We start from the raw sequence: 17,341 nt of genomic DNA on the forward strand, positions 1-17,341 counted from the left end.
ATCAGGCCCGCTGCAACTGGCGAGAAGCCGCGACGATGCGCGTCACGGCCCCGTCCAGGTCGTTCAGTTCACGCTCAGGACCGGGCCAGCCGTGACCCGCCTTCAGAACCTGATGCCCCTGACGCTGCAGGCGCCGGCTGAGCGCGGTCTGACCGCTGCGCCGAAGCGTGGTCCACAGCACGACCATCGTGGGATCGGTTCGCTCGGCCGCCGCCACCACGGCGTCGTCGTTCAGCCCGGCCTCGAGCGCGATCACCGGAAGGCCGCGCTCGAGCAGGCACCCCCGCAGGACCGTCATCGGCAACGTGTGGCGCTCGTCCGGGCAGATGGCGAGCAGGCACGGCCGCCCGCTGTGCTGCAGGCCGCGGCCGGCGATGTAGCGCTCGATCGCGTCCTCGACCGTCCTGGCCAGCAGGAACGTCAGATCGATGCAGTCACCGACAGCGGTGAACCGTCGTTCCAGCTCGTGGAACGCGGGCGCCACCACCTCGTTCCAGGCGGGCCCGGCACCACGCTTCTGGAGCAGGTTGTCGAGGAGCTCCGCCATCGTGGCGACCCGGTACGACTCCGCCGAGGCGAGCAGCGCGTCGGGTTCGGTGACGCCCACTCCGGGACCCGCGGTGAGCCGCGCGGCGTCCACCGGCGCGGCGCCCTTCGCGATCAACGCGATCATCCGGCGCAACCTGGCCACGTCGTCCGCCGAGTAGCGACGATGCTGACCGGTGCTGCGCTGCGACGGGCCGATGCCGTAGCGCCGCTCCCAGCTCCGGATCGTGACCGTCGGTACACCGAGCATCTCCGCGACGCGTCCCACCGGCCACACCATCTCCTCCGGGACGGCGCGTCGGGAGGCACTCGGACGGTTCGGCATCCTTCTACGATAGTCAAGACGACGGGCTAGGTGTCGGAGCGCTCCGATCGGGCCGCGGCCTCGAGCTCCCGGGCACCACCGGCCCCGACGGCGCGATCGGCCTCGCCGGCGCGATCGGCGCGATCGGCGTGTGCGGCGCGATCGGCGTGTGCGGCGCGATCGGCGTGTGCGGCGTCGAGCTCGGCGGCGGTGGGCTTCGGTACGGCGTCCGCGAAGTAGAAGCGGCTCAGCGCGGCCCGGACCCGGTCGCGCCGCCGGTACGGTCGGGCGACCCCGTTGTCGTCGGCCTCCGGCGGCTCGTCGAGCACGGTGTCCCGGTCGCGGGCCGTCAGCGCGTACGCCTCGTACACCGAGATCTCCTCGTGCTTCTCGGCGTACCCGCCGTCGGGCGCGCGCACGATGATGCCGCTCTCCCGCCCGTGCAGCAGCCGCTCCCGGTCCGCCCGCTGCAGCGAGATCGCCCAGCGCCGGGCGATCCAGAACGCGAGCACCGGCCCGACGACGATCAGCACCCGGCACGTCCAGGTGATCGCGTTGATCGAGCTGTGGAAGTGCGTGGCGATCAGGTCGTTGCCGCTGTTCAGCCACAGCACGCCGTAGAAGGTGATCATCGCGACGCCGACGCCGGTCCGCGTCGGGTTGTCGCGCGGCCGGTCGAGCAGGTGGTGCTCGCGCCGGTCGCCGGTGATCCACGCCTCGAGGAAGGGGTACAGGGCAACGAACCCGATGAACAGCGGCGGCACCAGCAAGGCCGGCAGGAAGATGTTCCAGCTGATCGTGATGCCCCAGAAGTGCGACTCGACACCGGGCATCAGACGGACGGCGCCGTCCAGCCAGCCCATGTACCAGTCGGGCTGCGAACCCGCCGTCACCTCGGCCGGGTTGTACGGCCCGTAGAGCCAGATCGGGTTGATCTGCAGCAGGGCGCCCATCAGCGCGGTCACGCCGAAGACCACGAAGAAGAAGCCGCCCGCCTTCGCGACGTACACCGGGAACAGCGGGAAGCCGACGACGTTCTTCTCGGTCCGGCCGGGTCCGCGGTACTGCGTGTGCTTGTGGTACACGACCAGGAACAGATGCACCGTGATCAGCGCCAGCAGGATCCCCGGGATCAGCAGCACGTGGACCGTGAAGAACCGGGAGACGAAGTCGTCACCGGGGAACTCACCGCCGAAGATGAAGAACGCCAGGTAGCTCCCGATCACCGGAGAGGCCAGCACCAGGCCCTGGGTGATCCGCAGGCCGGTGCCCGACAGGAGGTCGTCGGGCAGGCCGTAGCCGATGAAGCCTTCCACCACGCCGAGGAACAGCATCACGATGCCGATCAGCCAGTTCAGCTCGCGCGGCTTGCGGAACGCGCCGGTGAAGAAGATCCGCAACAGGTGGACGCTCATCGCGGCGACGAACAGCACCGCGGCCCAGTGGTGGATCTGGCGCATCAGCAGACCGCCGCGGACGTCGAACGAGATGTTCAGGGCCGACTCGTACGCCTCCGACATCCGCAGGCCCTTGAGCATGCTGTACGAGCCCTGGTACTCGACCTCGGCCATCGACGGCTTGAACCACAGCATCAGGAACACGCCGGTCAGCACCAGGATCAGGAAGCTGTAGAGCGCGATCTCGCCGAGCATGAACGACCAGTGGTCCGGAAAGATCTTCCGGAGGTTCTTCTTCCCGATCTTCGCGATCCCGAGACGGTCGTCAGCCCACCTGACCGCCGCCGGAAGCTGCTCCTGTGCCATCGGTTGCCGCCCGCCGTGTCGGTTGTGTCCCGGCTCGCCGGTACCCGGGAGCCGTCGAACCAAACTTATGCACAATTGATGCACGCCAGGGTCGGGTACGCAACCCCCGCAGCGGATCCGGCGTCAGGACCGGATGACCGCCCGCAGCCGATCGAGTCCTGCGTCGATCCGCCCCAGCGGGATCGCACCGAACCCGAGGACCACACCGGGCTCCACCTCGCCGAGGGCGTAGTCCCCCACCGACCCGATCGCGACGCCCTCCTTCGCGCACGCCGCGACCCAGGCGGCCACGGTGTCGTGGTCCGCACCGGTGCACCTGGCCGCGAGATGCAGGCCGGCCACCGTCGGAATCGGTCGCAGGTAGGGATGGAACGACCGGTCCAGCACCATCGCGATCCGGTCGCGCCGCTGCTCGTACTCGCGCCGCATCCGGCGCAGATGGGCCGCGAGCTGCCCGTCGTCGATGAACCCGCCCAACGCCAGCTGGGTAAGGCTCGACCCGTGCCAGCCGGCGACGAACCGGGCTCGCAGCAGCGCGTCGAGTACGGCCGGCGGGGCAAGGCAGTAGCCGACCCGCAGAGCCGGCAGCAGCGACTTGGAGAAGGACCCGACGTAGATCACCCGGCCGGAGTCGTCGAGTACGTGCAGCGGGTCGATCGGCCGGGCGCCGTACCGGAAGTCGGTGTCGTAGTCGTCCTCGATCACCGCGGCGCCGGCGGCGCGGGCCCATTCCAGCAGGGCAGTACGCCGGGCGAGGCTCATCCGGACGCCCAGCGGGAACTGGTGCGCCGGGGTGACGTAGACCGCCGTCGCACGGGCGGGAAGCCGGTCCACGACGATGCCCTGCTCGTCCACCGGCACGGGCACCACGGTGGCGCGCGCGAACTCGAAGGCCCTGCGGGCAGGTGGATAGCCGGGGTCCTCGACCGCGACCACATCGCCGGGTTCGACCAGCACCTGACCGAGCAGGGACAAGGCCTGCTGTACGCCGTCGGTGACGAGCAGGTCGTCCGGGCCGACGCTCAGGCCGCGCGAGACGCCCAGGTGACGGGCGATCGCGGCGCGCAGCACGGCAGGTCCCGCGGGGCCGGCATACACGGCGTACCGGCTGCTCCTGCGGACGACGGCGTCCACGTGCCGACGCCAGGCCGGGTACGGGAACCGTGAGTCGTCCGGCAGCCCGGTGCGGAAGTCGTACGCCGGTGGCTCGCCGTCCAGCACCGGCACCTGCAGCGATCCGCCGCGCCACAGCCGCGCCGGCGTCAGCGGAGAGGGCCGCGGCCGCTGCGCGGACCGCGCCGCCGGGTCGGCGTCGGGACTGACGAACGTCCCGACGCCGGCTCTCGCCTGCAGGTACCCCTCGGCGACGAGGTGGTCCAAGGCCGCGGTGACGGTGTTGCGGGCGACCCCGAGCGACTGCGCCAGCTCGCGACTCGACGGGAGTCGCGTACCGGCGGGGAGTCTGCCGGTCAGGATCGCGCCGCGGAGCTGGTCGTAGATCTGCTGCGTCAGCCCGCTGCCCTCGTCGAGGCTCAGGTGAAGGTCCACCACCCCCGCGATGCTAGGCGACGGCGGCTCACCCGGGGGTTATCCGATCGACACCGGACCAGCACAGATCGCGCCCGATTGGCCCCACCGGCGATCGACCGTCCCGCCTAGCCTGCTGGGAATCCGCCACGACAGGAGGCTCCATGAGATCCCCGCGCATCACCGCTGCCGCCGCCGTCACCGCCGCGGTCGGCATCCTGGCCGGTACGTCGCACGCAGCAGCGCAGCCCCGCTGCCGACAGGTCGACGCAACGATCTCCGACAAGGTCGTCACCGAGGGCTGCCCACCGGGTATCCCGGTCTGCGTGGCCGGGACCGTCCGCGGCAAGCACGGCTTCGACGGAACGACCGTGTTCGTGCTCGGATCACGCGGCGAAGCACCGCCGACAGCCCCGGACCAGCGCCCGGTCAGCGGGACGCTCACCTACACCTTCGACGACGGGTCGACCCTGACCGCGCTGGAGACCAGCATCGGCAACGTCAGCACCCAGACCGGCACAGGCCACGCGGGCGGCACCCAGCAGTTCACCGGCGGCACCCACCACTACGAAGGCGCGACCGGCTTCGCCTACCTCGCCCAGCACTGGGAGACCGACCACTTCGCCACCCGGATCCAAGGCGAGGTCTGCACGTCCTGAGACGCCTCAGCCGGTCCGGGTTGCGATCAGGTAGGCGTCCACGGAGGCCGGCTGGAGGGCCTGCTCGATGACCATCATGGCTGCGCCGTAGAGGCCGGCGTCGGCGCCCAGGGTGGCCGGCTCGATGGTGACGGCGGCAGCCGGGCCGGAGAGTGCGGACCTGGCGATGCCTTCGCGGATGCCGGCCGACAGCTGGTCTCCGGCTTCGGCGAGGTAGCCCCACAGCGTGATCGCGGCCGGGTTGAGCAGGTTGACGGCACCGGCCAGTACGTCGCCGATGTCGCGGCCCGCCGCCCGGACAGCGCGGCCGGCCTCGACGTGCCCGGCACGGGCGAGTTCGGCGACCGCCCGGGCGTTCGGGGCGTCGACCCCCTGCTCGCGCAGCCGCCGAGCGACCGCGGCCCCGCTGGCGACCGCGTTCAGGCAGCCGACGTTGCCGCAACTGCAGGGCGCCTGCGAGTCGCCGACGCGGGTGTGGCCGATCTCCCCCGCCATCCCGGACGCCCCCTGCACGACCCGGCCGTTGACGACCAGGCCACAGCCGATCACGGTCCCGACCTTGAGGCTGAGCAGCGCCTCGGGATCGCTCTCCCGCGCGCAGAGCTCGCCGAATGCGAGCAGGTTGACGTCGTGATCGACGAAGACGGGGACGTCGAGCCACTGCTGCAGCTCGGCGGTCACGGTGTCCTCGGTCCAACGGTCCGCGGAGCCTGCGTGCGCGGCGAGCTCGACCCGCGCCGGCAGGCCGAAGCCGATGCCGTGCACGCTGGCCACGTCCTCGCCCAGCTCCCGCAGCGAGCGTGCGAACGCGCGGGTGACCTGCCGCAGCACGTCGGCGAGCGGATCGGCCAGGTCGATCTCGATCATCTCGCTGGTCAGGATGTCGCCCGCCAGGTCGGTCACCGCGATCCGGACGCCGGAGATGCCGAGCTGGGCGGCGAGCGTCGTACCGGACCGCGGGTTGAACTCCAGCCCGACGGCCGGCCGGCCGCGCGAGCCTCCGGACGGCTCCGAGGTGGTCAGCATGCCGCTCGCGAGCAGCGCCTCGACGCGGTCGTTGACCGTCGACCGGGCCAGGCCGAGGTGCTCGGACAAGTGCGCGAGCGTGGTCGCCTGCCCCCGCCGCACCAGGTCCAGGATCTCGCCGGCCCGGGCGATCCGGGCGGGTGCGAACCGGCCGCGGCTCGACGGCGGACCGTCGCCGATCTCCTCGGTCTTCATCGCGCTCCTCTCACGCACACGCCAGCCTAGTCACCATCATTATGTCGCAGATCGACATCTTTCTGTTGACCATCGACATTAAAGCATCTAGATTCCCGGCCAAGCCCAGTGATGCCTTCCGCGGCATCGCGGCGACGGACCGAGGAGCAGGCGATGACACGTGCCGAGCAGTTCCGGCCGACCAGGCGGCAAGTCTTCCGAGCCGGCGGCGCGGCGGCGCTCGCCGCCGGGCTCGCACCCACGCTGAGCAGCTGCGGCGGCTCGGGCAGCGCCGGGAGTCGGTCCGGCGAGCTGACCTTCATGTACTGGGGATCCGCCTTCGAGAAGAAGGCGATCGACGAGATGCTGAAGCAGTACGCCGAGGAGCACGACGGCGCGAAGGTCGACCCGATGTTCGTGCCGGTGGCCAACTACCCGACCAAGGTCTCCAGCCTGGTCGCGGCCAACACGACGCCCGACCTCGGGTACCTGGGGACCAGCCAGATGTACGACCTGGCGCAGAAGGACGTGATCCTCAACCTGTTCCCGTACCTCGACAAGTACCCGGAGCTCAAGGACCGGCTACCGAGCAGCTATTTCTGGTACGGCAAGGACAAGCTCGCCGGGAACCAGCTCGCGATGGGCGTGCAGATCCTCTACTACAACACCGACGCCTTCCAGGCGGCCGGTGTCGACCCGGCGCCGTTCACCGCCGAGACCGCGTGGAGCTGGGACGACTTCGTCCAGGCCGCGGACAAGCTGACCGTCGACCAGAACGGCAAGCACCCGTCCGAGGACGGTTTCGACGCCGGCCGGGTCAGGCAGTTCGGGACCATCGCCCCGTTCGGCGGCGGCGGGCTCTACAGTCTGCTGCGCTCCAACGGCGCGGACATCGTGAACGACGACGGCACCACGTACGCGTTCGACTCGGCGGCGGCGATCGACGTACTCAAGAAGCTCCAGGACCTGATCTACGTGCATCGGGTCGCCCCGACACCGGCCCAGCTGGGCAAGAACGCGCCGACCACCTCGGTGCAGCTGCAGACCAAGCGCGTCGGGATGATCATCGACGGCAACTGGCAGATGCTCGACCTGATGGAGGGCAAGGTCCCGTTCGGTGTCGGCGTCCTGCCGAAGTTCCAGGAACCGCTGACGATGACCGGTGGCGCGTCCGGGGCGATCTTCGCGAAGACGAAGCACCCCGAAGAAGCGATCGAGCTCTACCTGTACTACAACGACCCGGCCCACGTGGACCTCTTCAAGGACGGGCTGTGGGCGCCGCTGCAGAAGAAGTACTACACAGACCAGGCCGAGATCGACAAGTGGGTGCTGAAGGACAAGTACCCGCCGAACTTCCAGAGCGCGGTGGTCGAGACGACGCTGAAGCACGGCGTCACCGACTGGGGCCAGCAGGTCAAGAACGGCGAGCGCATCTTCCAGGTGCTGGACCCCGCGATCGAGCAGATCAGCCTCGACAAGGGCGCCCCGGTCGACATCGTCAAGGCACTCAAGCCGAAGATGCAGCCGCTCCTGCAGGGTAAGTGGCCCACCCAGGAGCTGTGACATGGCTTCCTCCCCGATGAAACAGGAAGCCCGCTGGGGCGTGCTGCTGGCGCTCCCCGCGATCATCGGCTTCGTCGCGTTCACCTTCCTGCCGATGATCGCCTCGGCGGTGATCAGCCTGACCGACTGGACCATCGGCACGACGCCGAAGTTCGTTGGCTTCGCCAACTACCAGCGGATGTTCACCGCCGACGACAGCTTCTTCAAGTCGCTGTGGGCCACGCTGTACTACACGCTCGGCGCCGTGCCGCTGCTGCTGGTCGTCGCGTTCGCGGTCGCGCTGCTGCTCAACCAGCCCGTCCGTGGCCAGGCGGTGTTCCGGGTGATCTACTACCTGCCCGCGATCGTGCCGATCGTCGCGAACTCGATGCTGTGGATCTGGCTGTTCAACCCCGACTTCGGTCTGCTCAACACGCTGACGGGCAAGGCCGGGCTGCCACGGTCGCAATGGATCTTCGACGAGAGTACGGCGATCCCGTCGCTGGTGCTGATGTCGGTCTGGGGTTTCGGCAACGTCGCTGTGATCTTCCTGGCGGGACTGCAGGGCGTGCCACGACAGCTCTACGAGGCGATCGCGGTGGACGGCGGCGGCGCGTGGCGGAAGTTCCGTCACATCACGCTGCCGATGATGACGCCGACGATCTTCTACAGCCTGGTGACGAGCGTGATCGGGGCCCTGCAGGTGTTCGTACAGGCCGCGGTGATGACCGAGGGCGGCCCGAACGACTCCACGCTGTTCTACATCTACTACCTGTACCGGACTGCGTTCACGAACAACGAGATGGGATACGCCAGCGCGCTCGCCTGGATCCTGTTCCTGGTGATCATGGCGATCACCGTGGTGCTGTTCCGGAACTCGAGCCGCTGGGTCTACTACGAGGCCGGGAGCACGCGATGACCGCCGTACTCGACAAGCCCGAGGTGGCGACCGCACCGCCGCCCGCGGCGCGACCGCTCGCACCGCGGGGCCTGGGCAAGAAGGTCCTGGTCTACGCGCTGCTGATCGCCGGCGCGGTGCCGACGCTGCTGCCGCTGATCTGGCTGGTGCGCAGCGCGCTGATGGACTCCGGCCAGATCTTCGTCTCGCCGCCGGAGTGGATCCCGAGACCGTTTGCCTGGGACAACTTCAGCGGCGCGCTCACCCAGGTGCCGTTCGCCCGGTACTTCCTGAACACGCTGATCATCGAGGCCGGCGTCCTGGTCGGCACGGTGCTGTCCTGCTCGCTCGCGGCGTTCTCGTTCGCCCGGCTGCGCTGGAAGCACAAGAACCTGGTCTTCGGCATCCTGATGTCGGGCGTGATGCTGCCGTACGCCGTGACGCTGATCCCGACGTTCCTGTTCTGGCAGAAGCTCGGGCTGGTGAACACCTACGTCCCGCTGATCCTGCCGCACTGGTTCGGCACCGGCGTGTTCAACATCTTCCTGCTCCGCCAGTTCTTCCTGTCGATCCCCTACGAGCTCGACGAGTCGGCGTACATCGACGGGGCGACGCCGTTCCAGGTCTACTGGCGCATCATCCTGCCGCTGTCGAAGCCGGCGCTGGCCGTGGTCGGCGTGTTCACCTTCCTCGGCGTGTGGAACGACTATCTCGGACCCCTGATCTATCTCAACGACTCCGACAAGTACACGCTGGCGATGGGGCTGGCGTCCTTCCAAGGCACCTACACCGCACAGTGGGGGTACCTGATGGCCGCGGCCGCCGTGGTGCTGCTGCCGATCGTGCTGTTGTTCGCCTTCGCGCAGAAGTACTTCGTCGAAGGTATCGCGCTGACCGGACTGAAAGGCTGACATGTACAAGGTGACCGTGCTCTACGGGCCGCCGGACTCCGCCGCGGAGTTCGACCGGTACTACGACGAGACGCACATCCCGCTCGCGCAGAAGATGACCGGCCTCACGCGCTGGACGGTGTGCCGGTTCGAGCCCGCCCCCGACGGGACGCCGCCGCGGTACCACTACCAGGCCGAGCTCTACACCCGGAGCCGGTCCGACCTCGAGCTGGTGCTGGCCTCGCAGGCGGGGCAGGACGCCAACCAGGACCTGGAGAACTTCGCCACCGGCGGTGCGGTCTTCCTGTTCGGCGAGGAGCGGGAGGTGCCGGTCGGATGAGCATCGACGTCATCGTCGTCGGTCTCGGCTTCGGCGCCGACTTCACCCCGATCTACCAGGCCCATCCGGACGTCGGCCGGGTCGCGGTGGTCGACGCGGATCCCGCACGGACCGCGGCCGTCGCCGACCGGTTCGGGATCGCGGACCGGTTCGCGAGCCTGGACGAGGCCCTGGCGGCTCCCGGGTGGGACGCCGTCCATCTGCTGACTCCGGTGCGCTTCCACGCCGAGCAGGTCCAGCAGGTACTCAAGTCCGGACGGCATTGCGCCTCAGCGGTGCCGATGGCAACGACCTTGGAGGACCTGGACGCGCTGATCGCCGCGCAGGACGATGCGCAGCGCAACTACATGATGATGGAGACCGCGGTCTACTCCCGCGAGTTCTTCCACGCCAAGCACCTGCTGGACTCGGGGAGACTCGGCCGGCTGAGCTACTTCAAGGGCGACCACCTGCAGAACCTCGACGGGTACCCGGAGTACTGGCGCGGCTACCCGCCGATGCACTACGTCACGCACGCCCTGTCCCCCGCGCTCGCGCTGGCGGACACCCGCGTCGAGACGGTCCGCTGTCTCGGCTCGAGCCGGTTGACGCCCGACCACATCGGGCTCGCGGGTGACGGCTTCGGCACCGAGGCCGCGCTCTTCAAGCTGGCCGGCGACGATCTGGTCGCGAACGTGACGATGTCGTTCTTCCAGCTCGGCCGCAGCTACCTCGAAGGCTTCTCCGTGTACGGGGACGAGGGGGCGCTGGAGTGGCCGCAGCTCGAAGGCGGGCCGATGAAGGAGTTCGCCCTGCAGCCGCTTGCGGAAGGCCGCCGAGGTCGGGCGGTGAGCGAAGCGGACGTCCACCCGGCCGGAAGCCCCGAATTGCTGCCGGAACCGCTGCGCCCGTTCACCGCGGGTGGGCACGGCGGATCGCATCCGCACCTGGTCCACGAGTTGGTCTCCAGCATCGTCGAGCAGCGCACGCCGCGGGTCGACGCCCGGACGGCGGCGACGTGGACGGCGCCGGGGATCTGCGCACACCGGTCCGCGCTCCAGGGTGGCGCCGAGATCGCAGTACCCGACTACGGGGCCCGCTGATGACCGTCATCGCACTCGTCGGTGCTCTCGACACGAAGGCCGAGGAGTACCGCTTCCTCGCCGATCGCATCGAGCAGCTCGGCGCGTCCTGGATCCTGCTGGACATCGGCGTGCTCGGCGAGCCCGGCCTCACCGCGACGTACGACGCCGGCACGATCGCCCGGCACGGCGGCGGTCGGCTGGACAGTCTCCGAACGGTGGCCGACCGCAACGAAGCCATGCGGGTCATGGCGGCGGGCGCCGGCCGGGTCCTCGGCGATCCGGCCGTCGGCGTCGACGGTGTCGTGGCGGTCGGCGGGTCGAACGCGGCGTACGTGATGGCCGAGATCTGTGCGGTCCTGCCGTTCGGGCTGCCGAAGGTGCTCGTCTCCACGATCGCCGCCGGCGACACACGGAGGTACGTCCGGGAGGCGGACCTCACGCTGATGTATCCCGTCGTCGACATCAACGGGCTGAACCGGCTCACCCGTTCGGTGCTGACGAACGCCGCGGCGGCCTGCGTCGCGATGGCGTCGGCACCGAAGGAGCAGGCGTCCGACCGGCCTGTCGTCGGCGTCACCATGTTCGGCGTCACCACCGCGTGTGCGAGCGCGGTGGCGCAGGGCCTCACCAGGCGCGGGTACGAGGCGCTCTCGTTCCACTGCACCGGGGTCGGTGGCCGCTCGATGGAAGCGCTGATCCGCAAGGGCAGCGTGCAGGCCGTCGCGGACCTGACGACCACAGAGCTCGCCGACGACCTGGTCGGCGGCGTCTGCTCGGCAGGACCGGACAGGCTCACCGCGGCGGCCGCGGCCGGCGTACCGCAGGTCGTCAGCCTCGGCGCCCTCGACATGGTCAACTTCACCGGGCCGGAGAGCGTGCCGGCCCGGTTCAGGAACCGGCGGCTCTATCCGCACAACCCCGCCGTCACGTTGATGCGCACGACGGCGGACGAGTGCGCCGAGCTCGGCCGCCGCATCGCGGACCGGCTCAACACGGCGACCGCGCGCACCGCCGTACTCATCCCCCGTCGCGGACTGTCCCAGCTGTCCGTCCCGGGTGGACCGTTCCACGACCCGGTGGCGGATCAGGCGCTCTTCGACAGCCTCCGGGCGGGGCTGTCGCCCACCATCGCCGTGCACGACTTCGACACCGACATCAACGATCCGGTGGTCTCCGCGACCGCCGTCGACCTACTGGCCACATGGCTGGACAAGGGGCCCTCATGAACAAGCTGACCCGTGCCGAACTGCTCGCCGGCTACCGCGGCAAGATCGCCGCAGGCCGGCCGATCATCGGCGGCGGCGCCGGGACCGGGCTGTCCGCGAAATGCGCCGAGGAGGCCGGGCTGGACTTCATCGTCATCTACAACTCCGGCCGCTACCGGATGGCCGGCCGCTCGTCGATGGCGGGCCTGATGCCGTACGGCGACGCGAACGCGATCGTGATGGACATGGGCTCGGAGATCCTGCCGTTGACGCGTTCCGTCCCGGTGATGGCCGGCGTCTGCGGCACGGACCCGTTCCGGGACATCCCGCGCTTCCTCGACCAGGTCAGGGCGGCCGGGTTCGCCGGCGTCCAGAACTACCCGACCGTCTGCCTGTTCGACGGCATCATCCGCGCCAACCTCGAGGAGACCGGGCTCGGCTTCTACCGTGAGGTGGAGATGATCGAGGCGGCGCGGGAGCGGGACCTGGTGACACTGGCCTACGTCCACAGCGAGGACGAGGCGACCGCGATGGCGCAGGCCGGCGCCGACATCCTCGTGCCGCACATGGGTCTGACCACCTCCGGCCTGATCGGCGCCCGGACCTCGCTCAGCCTGGACGAGTCGGTCGACCTCGTCACCCGGCTCCGCGATGCGATCTTCGCCGTCGACGACGACGCCGTGGTGATCTGCCACGGCGGACCGATCGCCACCCCCGAGGACGCCCGGCACATCCTCTCCAAGGTCGACGGCATCGTCGGCTTCCTGGGCGCCAGCAGCATGGAACGGCTGCCGACGGAGGTGGCGATGACCGACCACATGCGCAGCTTCCACGCCATCGCCGACTAGACGGCGCCGGGCCCGCAGACACCAGTGGCCGGCCGTCCCCGTGGACGGCCGGCCACTGGGCCGTGAGCTGGATCCGATCGGCGCGGACCGGGGGCGGCCACTCGGCTGCGCCCTAGTGTGGCCAGTCGGCTTCTGTCACCGCTCCCCCGACGACGTCCGCCGTCAGCCGCACCGGTCCGGCGGGGCGGACATACAGCTCGTACCTGCCCTGCGGGACTTCGAAGAAGACTGCGGAGTGCACGACCTCCCCCGCCGGGGACGGCCGCGGCACGACCGCGACATGCGGCAGCGCACCATGGCCGTGCCCATCGCCGTGCCCATCGCCGTGCCCGTGGCCGTGCCCGTGGTGGCTGCCGGCGACGGTGGTGTGCCCGGCCGGCCGGAGTTCGATCTCCTGCCCGTCCAGCTCGGCCGGCATCCTCACGACCAGCGCACCGATGTCACCGCCGATGTCGAGCAGGACCGACGATCCTCGACCCGCGTGCGGGTTCTCTACGCCGGTCATCACGCGGCCGGGTTTCCGGGCTCGGACTGGTAGCCGCCGGCCGGCGTGCCGAGATACGGGAACGACGGACGGTAGTCCGCGTTCGTGTTCGACGTGCCGTCCTTGATCGCTGCCGCGGCCGCGTCGGGCTGGTACGACGGATCCACGAGCGGAATCGTCAGCCCCGCGACGGCCCGCAGTTCCACGGTCACGACGTCGTCGAAGACCCTGCGCCCGTTCGGGAACCCGGCCGCGTCCCCGGCCACCAGGCCCAGCGGGTTCGGTGCCTTGGCGGGCGGCACCGCGACGTTGAGCCGGAGCAGGTCGGCCTGAACGGGTCCGGTGAAGTTCTGGAACCCCGGTACGACGCCCTTCGGGATGCCGGTGAGCAGGATCGCCGCCAGGTCGGCGCGCGGCTTCTGGTACGCGGCGAGGTTCGGGAACACGCCCGGGTACAGCACCGGCAGCAGACCGGCCAGCTCGGGCTTGGTCACGAACCCGGCGTAGCGCTTGTCGTCCTGCGGCGCGCGACTGTTCCACCGGTCCTTCTCCGCCATCGGCACGATCACCTCGTTGAACAACGGGTTCCCGAGCCTGGAGACCTGCTGGTACGGCCCGTGCCAGGTGGCGATCCCGCCGTCGAGGATCTTCGACGTCTGCCGGCTCGCCGAGGCGTAGACACCGATCACCGCCGCCGGGTCCATCACGTCCTTGGGCCTGCGGCCGTCGCGGGTGAGGTCGGTGATCGGAACCTGCAGCGCGATCGTGTGCACGTTCGAGCCCTGCAGACCGTTGACGCCGGCCGCGGCGGCCGACGGGATCAGGTGGGCCATCTGGAAGGGCCGCAGCGTTCCGAGGTCGAAGATGCTGCCGAGGTCGGCGAAGAACCCGTCGGCGCGCTGACCGGCGAAGACCTTCCGGTGGTTGCCGATGGTGTGGATCGCCTGCCGGGCGAGCTTCGCGTAGTTCGGCGTACTGCGCACGCCGACGTTGACCGGCGGCGCGGGCAGGTTGCGGGCGAGGACCCGCGAGCTGCCGTTCTCGACCCGCGTGACCGAGTAGTACTGCGGGCGGTTCCAGGTCTGGTCCGTGATGGACGTGATCGGCCCGGTGTTGTACAGGAACGTCCTGGCGTTCCGGATCCTGGCGTGGAACCGGAACTGGTAGCTGACGTCGGCACGGCCGGTGCCGCGGTTGGAGATGTGGATCGCGTACAGCACGTCGTCGCCGAACTCGTAGAAGTTCGGCCCGCCGTACGGGTTCTGGAACGGGATGAAGTTGGCGATCAGCGTCACGGTGTCCGGCTGGTCCGGGCTGACGAACGCGTAGACATCGGTGTTGTCCGCGACCGGATCCTTCGAGATCTCCGGCGCTTCGCGGTGTGAAGACATGACTGTTCCTCCGGTGAAGGCGTGCGGGGTGTGCAGGGATGGCCGGATCAGGCGGTCGTGACGCCGGCCAGGCGCGCGGCCAGCTCACGGTCGGTCAGGACGACTTCACGGTCCCCGACCAGAATCGCCATCTCCCCCTTCCGCACGTCCTTCACGTGGACGACGAACGACTCGGCGGTCGCCAGGTCGGCCGCCCGCAACTCGTCCCCGCCCGCGGTCCGCGCGGACCGCTCACCGAAGATCTTCGGTCCGGCCACGGCGCCGACGGCTGCCGCGGTCCCCGCCCCGGCGAACACCAGAAAGCCCCGGCGTGTTGCGTCACTCATGGTTCTGCCCCTTCCCTGTCGAAAGGCCCCGGCGATGCAGCGGGTGCCCGAGGGGTGTTCGCCGCCGGCTGCGGCCCGGATGGGGCCGAACAGCAGGGACTACGTGGGGCGATCGCAGGCTCACTCGAAGCGCTGGGTCAGACCGGTGGGGGCTGGATGCCGTAGTCGTGGATCTTGCGATAGATGGTGGCGCGGGACATGCCGAGTGACTTGGCGGCGCGGCCTTTGTGGCCCTCGTTGGCGATCAGGCTGCGGACGATCGCGTCGCGCTCGAGTGCCTCCAGCTGGCTCAGGCTGCGGCGGCTGATCGCCTGCACGTGGGCCGGCAGGTCGGCGGGGGTGATCACCCCGGCGCGACGACGGCGTACGACGATCTGGCGGAGGATCTGGGCCAGCTCGGCGGTGTTGCCGGGCCAGGCCGAGCGCATCAGCTGCTGCATCGTGTCCGGACCGCAGGTCAGATCGCCGTGGCTCAGGCGGTCGAGGAAGTGCGGTACGAGCTCGCGGATGTCCTCGATGTGGTGGCGCAGCGGCGGCACCTCGATGGTCAGCGGGAAGATCGTCAGCAGGTCGCCGAGATCGGGCGGATCGGCAGCGTCGCCCGTCAGCGTGAGGACGATCCACGGCGGCTCCGCCGGCCGGCGTTCGACGACGTCGTACAGCGCCTCGACCGTGGCCTGCGCCCGGTCCTGGTCGAGCGCCTCGGCGTGGCGGATCACCAGCGCCTGCAGCGCGTCGTCGCCCAGCTCGGTCTCCAGCTCACCGGCGTAACTGTCCCCGAGGCGGGCCACGTCGATGACGTGGAACCGGCCCGACTGGCTGTTCTGGCGGTGCGCCGCACGAGCGAGCGCGACCTTGCCCACCCCGCGTTCGCCGGTCAGCACGACCCACTGGCCCGCCCGGCAGGCGTTGTCGACGTCGCGGCTGCTGCCGAGCCAGGGCGCGGTATGGCCGACCAACCCGGGAAGGGCGGGACGCGGCGGCGGGCGGTGGCCGGCGGCCGGCAGGCCGGTCCGCGTGCCGGAGGAGTGCGGACTGACCTGGACGATCCCCGCGCCGCCGCGACCACCCGGTACGACGGGGCGGCAGGTGATCCGGACCCGGGCGCCGGTGGGCAGCTCGGTCACGATCGCCTCCGCCGCCCCGTGGCTCATCATCTCGGCGGCATGACCGAGCACCGCCCGCTGGTCGACGGCGTCGAGCGCCTGACCGGCTTTGGCGTTCATCAGCAACAGATCGTCGTCGACCGCGATCACCATGTCACCGAGCCGGCGCGAACTCTGCAGGTAGGCCCGCAGCAGCCGCAGCTCCCGGGCGGAGCTGTCGTCGAGCAGCGCCCGCCGGATGTTCTCCGCGGTCGTCTTGGCGAGTGCCATCAGCAGCGCCCCGGCGTCCTTGCGCCAGCAGGTGAGGTCGATGGCGCCGATCGTCTTGCCGGTGACCGGATGCTTGATCGGTACGCCGGCACAGGCGAGCTCCTCGAGATCCTCCGCGTAGTGCTCGTGACCGAACACGTGCATCGGCCCGCCGCCCTCGAGCGCCGTCCCGATGCCGTTGGTGCCTGCGAACTCCTCGGCGTAACTGAAGCCCGGCGCCAGGTAGACCCTGTCGAGATGCCGCGCCAATTGGGCGTCCGCGGTCAGCCGCTCGAGGACCAGGCCCGTCCGGTCGGTGAGGATGACGCTGATCGGCTGGCCCTCGAGATTCTCGTGCAACTGCTTCAGCACCGGCCGGGCGCTGCGGGTCAGCGGCAGGTCCAGCTCCGGATCCGCGACGTACGGCAGCTTGATCCGGTCGGCGGGCAGGTTCCAGCGCCGCGATCGCTGCCACGAGGCCAGGATCGGCGGCCGCACGTCCTTCGGACTGACGGGATCGAGGGTCAGGAAGTTCAGCCGGGCCGTAGCCGCTCGCTGGTTGTCCGCCGCCGAGGGCGCGAGTTCGTCCACGGGACCTCCTGACGCCGGGCGGCTGCAGCCGATCCACACGGCCCCCGCCCGGTCATCCCCTTCCGAGAATAGTGCAGCCGGGCACCAGCGACGTCTCAGAATGAGACAGCCGTCGGGCCGCCACGGGCTTGTGATGCCAACAGGCGACCACGGAGGTTCCGATGGACAACGATGTCTCGCGGCAGGAGTCGTACAACCCTTGGACGGTGGTCCGTCTGGTCTTCGATCACTTGGCCGAGGCGGGTCTGCACCCGGTGCTCGGTCCGACGGGACACCCGGGCGAATCGGCCGCCGAACTGCTGCGCTGCCTGGGCATCCGGCCCGATCCGCAGGGCGACCACCGCACCGCCGAACGCAAGGAGGCGGAGCTGGCGAGGCTCCGCGAAGCCTACCTGGACCAACCGTGAC

The 17,341-nt window shown here is 69.9% G+C and carries 17 protein-coding genes; 9 read left to right on the forward strand and 8 right to left on the reverse strand.

Going from position 1 to position 17,341, the window contains the following annotated elements; genetic code table 11:
* Position 1 precedes the first annotated feature (1 nt).
* From ABZW60_RS19990 to ABZW60_RS20000, 3 genes are all read right to left on the reverse strand, one after another.
* Positions 2-871 (reverse strand): MerR family transcriptional regulator, encoded by an 870-nt coding sequence (locus ABZW60_RS19990; RefSeq protein WP_355478803.1) that lies wholly within the window; start codon positions 869-871, stop codon positions 2-4.
* A 26-nt stretch (positions 872-897) separates the two neighbouring features.
* Positions 898-2,613, reverse strand: a complete 1,716-nt coding sequence (locus tag ABZW60_RS19995; RefSeq protein ID WP_355478805.1) for a ubiquinol-cytochrome c reductase cytochrome b subunit — start codon at positions 2,611-2,613, stop codon at positions 898-900.
* A 123-nt stretch (positions 2,614-2,736) separates the two neighbouring features.
* On the reverse strand, positions 2,737-4,164 hold the full coding sequence (locus ABZW60_RS20000; RefSeq protein ID WP_355478807.1) for a PLP-dependent aminotransferase family protein: 1,428 nt from the start codon (positions 4,162-4,164) through the stop codon (positions 2,737-2,739).
* Positions 4,165-4,304: 140 nt separating this feature from the next.
* Between ABZW60_RS20000 and ABZW60_RS20005 the strand changes: the two genes are divergently transcribed.
* Positions 4,305-4,799, forward strand: a complete 495-nt coding sequence (locus ABZW60_RS20005; RefSeq protein ID WP_355478809.1) for a hypothetical protein — start codon at positions 4,305-4,307, stop codon at positions 4,797-4,799.
* A 6-nt stretch (positions 4,800-4,805) separates the two neighbouring features.
* Here ABZW60_RS20005 and ABZW60_RS20010 read toward each other — a convergent pair whose 3' ends face one another.
* On the reverse strand, positions 4,806-6,020 hold the full coding sequence (locus ABZW60_RS20010; protein WP_355478811.1) for an ROK family transcriptional regulator: 1,215 nt from the start codon (positions 6,018-6,020) through the stop codon (positions 4,806-4,808).
* Positions 6,021-6,173: 153 nt separating this feature from the next.
* Here ABZW60_RS20010 and ABZW60_RS20015 point away from each other — a divergent pair, with 153 nt between their 5' ends.
* The 7 genes from ABZW60_RS20015 to ABZW60_RS20045 are packed head-to-tail and all read left to right on the forward strand — an operon-like array spanning position 6,174 to position 12,786.
* Entirely contained in the window at positions 6,174-7,562 is a 1,389-nt protein-coding gene (locus tag ABZW60_RS20015; protein WP_355478813.1) for a sugar ABC transporter substrate-binding protein, read from the forward strand.
* A 1-nt stretch (position 7,563) separates the two neighbouring features.
* Positions 7,564-8,460, forward strand: a complete 897-nt coding sequence (locus ABZW60_RS20020) for a sugar ABC transporter permease (protein WP_355478815.1) — start codon at positions 7,564-7,566, stop codon at positions 8,458-8,460.
* On the forward strand, positions 8,457-9,350 hold the full coding sequence (locus ABZW60_RS20025) for a carbohydrate ABC transporter permease (protein ID WP_355478817.1): 894 nt from the start codon (positions 8,457-8,459) through the stop codon (positions 9,348-9,350). The genes ABZW60_RS20020 and ABZW60_RS20025 overlap by 4 nt, the downstream gene beginning before the upstream one ends.
* Before the next feature lies 1 nt (position 9,351).
* A complete protein-coding gene (locus tag ABZW60_RS20030) occupies positions 9,352-9,669 on the forward strand; it encodes an EthD family reductase (RefSeq protein ID WP_355478819.1) in 318 nt (105 codons plus the stop codon).
* Positions 9,666-10,751, forward strand: coding sequence for a Gfo/Idh/MocA family oxidoreductase (locus ABZW60_RS20035; RefSeq protein WP_355478821.1), 1,086 nt, complete (start codon positions 9,666-9,668; stop codon positions 10,749-10,751). Before ABZW60_RS20030 ends, ABZW60_RS20035 begins: the two co-directional genes overlap by 4 nt.
* The gene (locus ABZW60_RS20040; protein WP_355478823.1) at positions 10,751-11,959 is read left to right on the forward strand and encodes a Tm-1-like ATP-binding domain-containing protein; all 1,209 of its coding nucleotides are present in this window, start codon (positions 10,751-10,753) and stop codon (positions 11,957-11,959) included. Before ABZW60_RS20035 ends, ABZW60_RS20040 begins: the two co-directional genes overlap by 1 nt.
* A complete protein-coding gene (locus tag ABZW60_RS20045; RefSeq protein WP_355478825.1) occupies positions 11,956-12,786 on the forward strand; it encodes a phosphoenolpyruvate hydrolase family protein in 831 nt (276 codons plus the stop codon). Before ABZW60_RS20040 ends, ABZW60_RS20045 begins: the two co-directional genes overlap by 4 nt.
* A gap of 112 nt (positions 12,787-12,898) precedes the next feature.
* Here ABZW60_RS20045 and ABZW60_RS20050 read toward each other — a convergent pair whose 3' ends face one another.
* The 4 genes from ABZW60_RS20050 to ABZW60_RS20065 all read right to left on the reverse strand — a co-directional run bounded on the left by ABZW60_RS20050 (position 12,899) and on the right by ABZW60_RS20065 (position 16,933).
* The gene (locus tag ABZW60_RS20050) at positions 12,899-13,291 is read right to left on the reverse strand and encodes a hypothetical protein (RefSeq protein WP_355479064.1); all 393 of its coding nucleotides are present in this window, start codon (positions 13,289-13,291) and stop codon (positions 12,899-12,901) included.
* Positions 13,291-14,661: a DUF4331 domain-containing protein gene (locus ABZW60_RS20055; RefSeq protein WP_355478826.1), complete on the reverse strand. Its 1,371-nt coding sequence runs from the start codon at positions 14,659-14,661 to the stop codon at positions 13,291-13,293. The genes ABZW60_RS20050 and ABZW60_RS20055 overlap by 1 nt, the downstream gene beginning before the upstream one ends.
* A 47-nt stretch (positions 14,662-14,708) precedes the next feature.
* A complete protein-coding gene (locus tag ABZW60_RS20060) occupies positions 14,709-14,987 on the reverse strand; it encodes a twin-arginine translocation signal domain-containing protein (RefSeq protein ID WP_355478828.1) in 279 nt (92 codons plus the stop codon).
* Between the two features lie 137 nt (positions 14,988-15,124).
* Entirely contained in the window at positions 15,125-16,933 is a 1,809-nt protein-coding gene (locus tag ABZW60_RS20065; protein ID WP_355478830.1) for a GAF domain-containing protein, read from the reverse strand.
* 161 nt (positions 16,934-17,094) lie between these two features.
* Here ABZW60_RS20065 and ABZW60_RS20070 point away from each other — a divergent pair, with 161 nt between their 5' ends.
* Positions 17,095-17,340: a hypothetical protein gene (locus ABZW60_RS20070; RefSeq protein ID WP_355478832.1), complete on the forward strand. Its 246-nt coding sequence runs from the start codon at positions 17,095-17,097 to the stop codon at positions 17,338-17,340.
* The last annotated feature ends 1 nt before the right edge of the window (position 17,341 follow it).

The sequence above is a fragment of the Kribbella sp. NPDC003557 genome (assembly GCF_040610805.1).
In the GTDB taxonomy this organism is placed as follows: Bacteria; Actinomycetota; Actinomycetes; order Propionibacteriales; family Kribbellaceae; genus Kribbella.

Excerpts from the sequence above, each read along its gene's own strand:
- ABZW60_RS19990 (WP_355478803.1), bottom strand. The coding sequence starts at position 871 with ATGCCGAACCGTCCGAGTGCCTCCCGACGCGCCGTCCCGGAGGAGATG.
- ABZW60_RS19995 (WP_355478805.1), bottom strand. The coding sequence starts at position 2,613 with ATGGCACAGGAGCAGCTTCCGGCGGCGGTCAGGTGGGCTGACGACCGT.
- ABZW60_RS20010 (WP_355478811.1), bottom strand. The coding sequence starts at position 6,020 with ATGAAGACCGAGGAGATCGGCGACGGTCCGCCGTCGAGCCGCGGCCGG.
- ABZW60_RS20020 (WP_355478815.1), top strand. The coding sequence starts at position 7,564 with ATGGCTTCCTCCCCGATGAAACAGGAAGCCCGCTGGGGCGTGCTGCTG.
- ABZW60_RS20050 (WP_355479064.1), bottom strand. The coding sequence starts at position 13,291 with ATGACCGGCGTAGAGAACCCGCACGCGGGTCGAGGATCGTCGGTCCTG.
- ABZW60_RS20005 (WP_355478809.1), top strand. The coding sequence starts at position 4,305 with ATGAGATCCCCGCGCATCACCGCTGCCGCCGCCGTCACCGCCGCGGTC.
- ABZW60_RS20040 (WP_355478823.1), top strand. The coding sequence starts at position 10,751 with ATGACCGTCATCGCACTCGTCGGTGCTCTCGACACGAAGGCCGAGGAG.
- ABZW60_RS20030 (WP_355478819.1), top strand. The coding sequence starts at position 9,352 with ATGTACAAGGTGACCGTGCTCTACGGGCCGCCGGACTCCGCCGCGGAG.
- ABZW60_RS20070 (WP_355478832.1), top strand. The coding sequence starts at position 17,095 with ATGGACAACGATGTCTCGCGGCAGGAGTCGTACAACCCTTGGACGGTG.
- ABZW60_RS20015 (WP_355478813.1), top strand. The coding sequence starts at position 6,174 with ATGACACGTGCCGAGCAGTTCCGGCCGACCAGGCGGCAAGTCTTCCGA.
- ABZW60_RS20025 (WP_355478817.1), top strand. The coding sequence starts at position 8,457 with ATGACCGCCGTACTCGACAAGCCCGAGGTGGCGACCGCACCGCCGCCC.
- ABZW60_RS20035 (WP_355478821.1), top strand. The coding sequence starts at position 9,666 with ATGAGCATCGACGTCATCGTCGTCGGTCTCGGCTTCGGCGCCGACTTC.
- ABZW60_RS20055 (WP_355478826.1), bottom strand. The coding sequence starts at position 14,661 with ATGTCTTCACACCGCGAAGCGCCGGAGATCTCGAAGGATCCGGTCGCG.
- ABZW60_RS20045 (WP_355478825.1), top strand. The coding sequence starts at position 11,956 with ATGAACAAGCTGACCCGTGCCGAACTGCTCGCCGGCTACCGCGGCAAG.
- ABZW60_RS20060 (WP_355478828.1), bottom strand. The coding sequence starts at position 14,987 with ATGAGTGACGCAACACGCCGGGGCTTTCTGGTGTTCGCCGGGGCGGGG.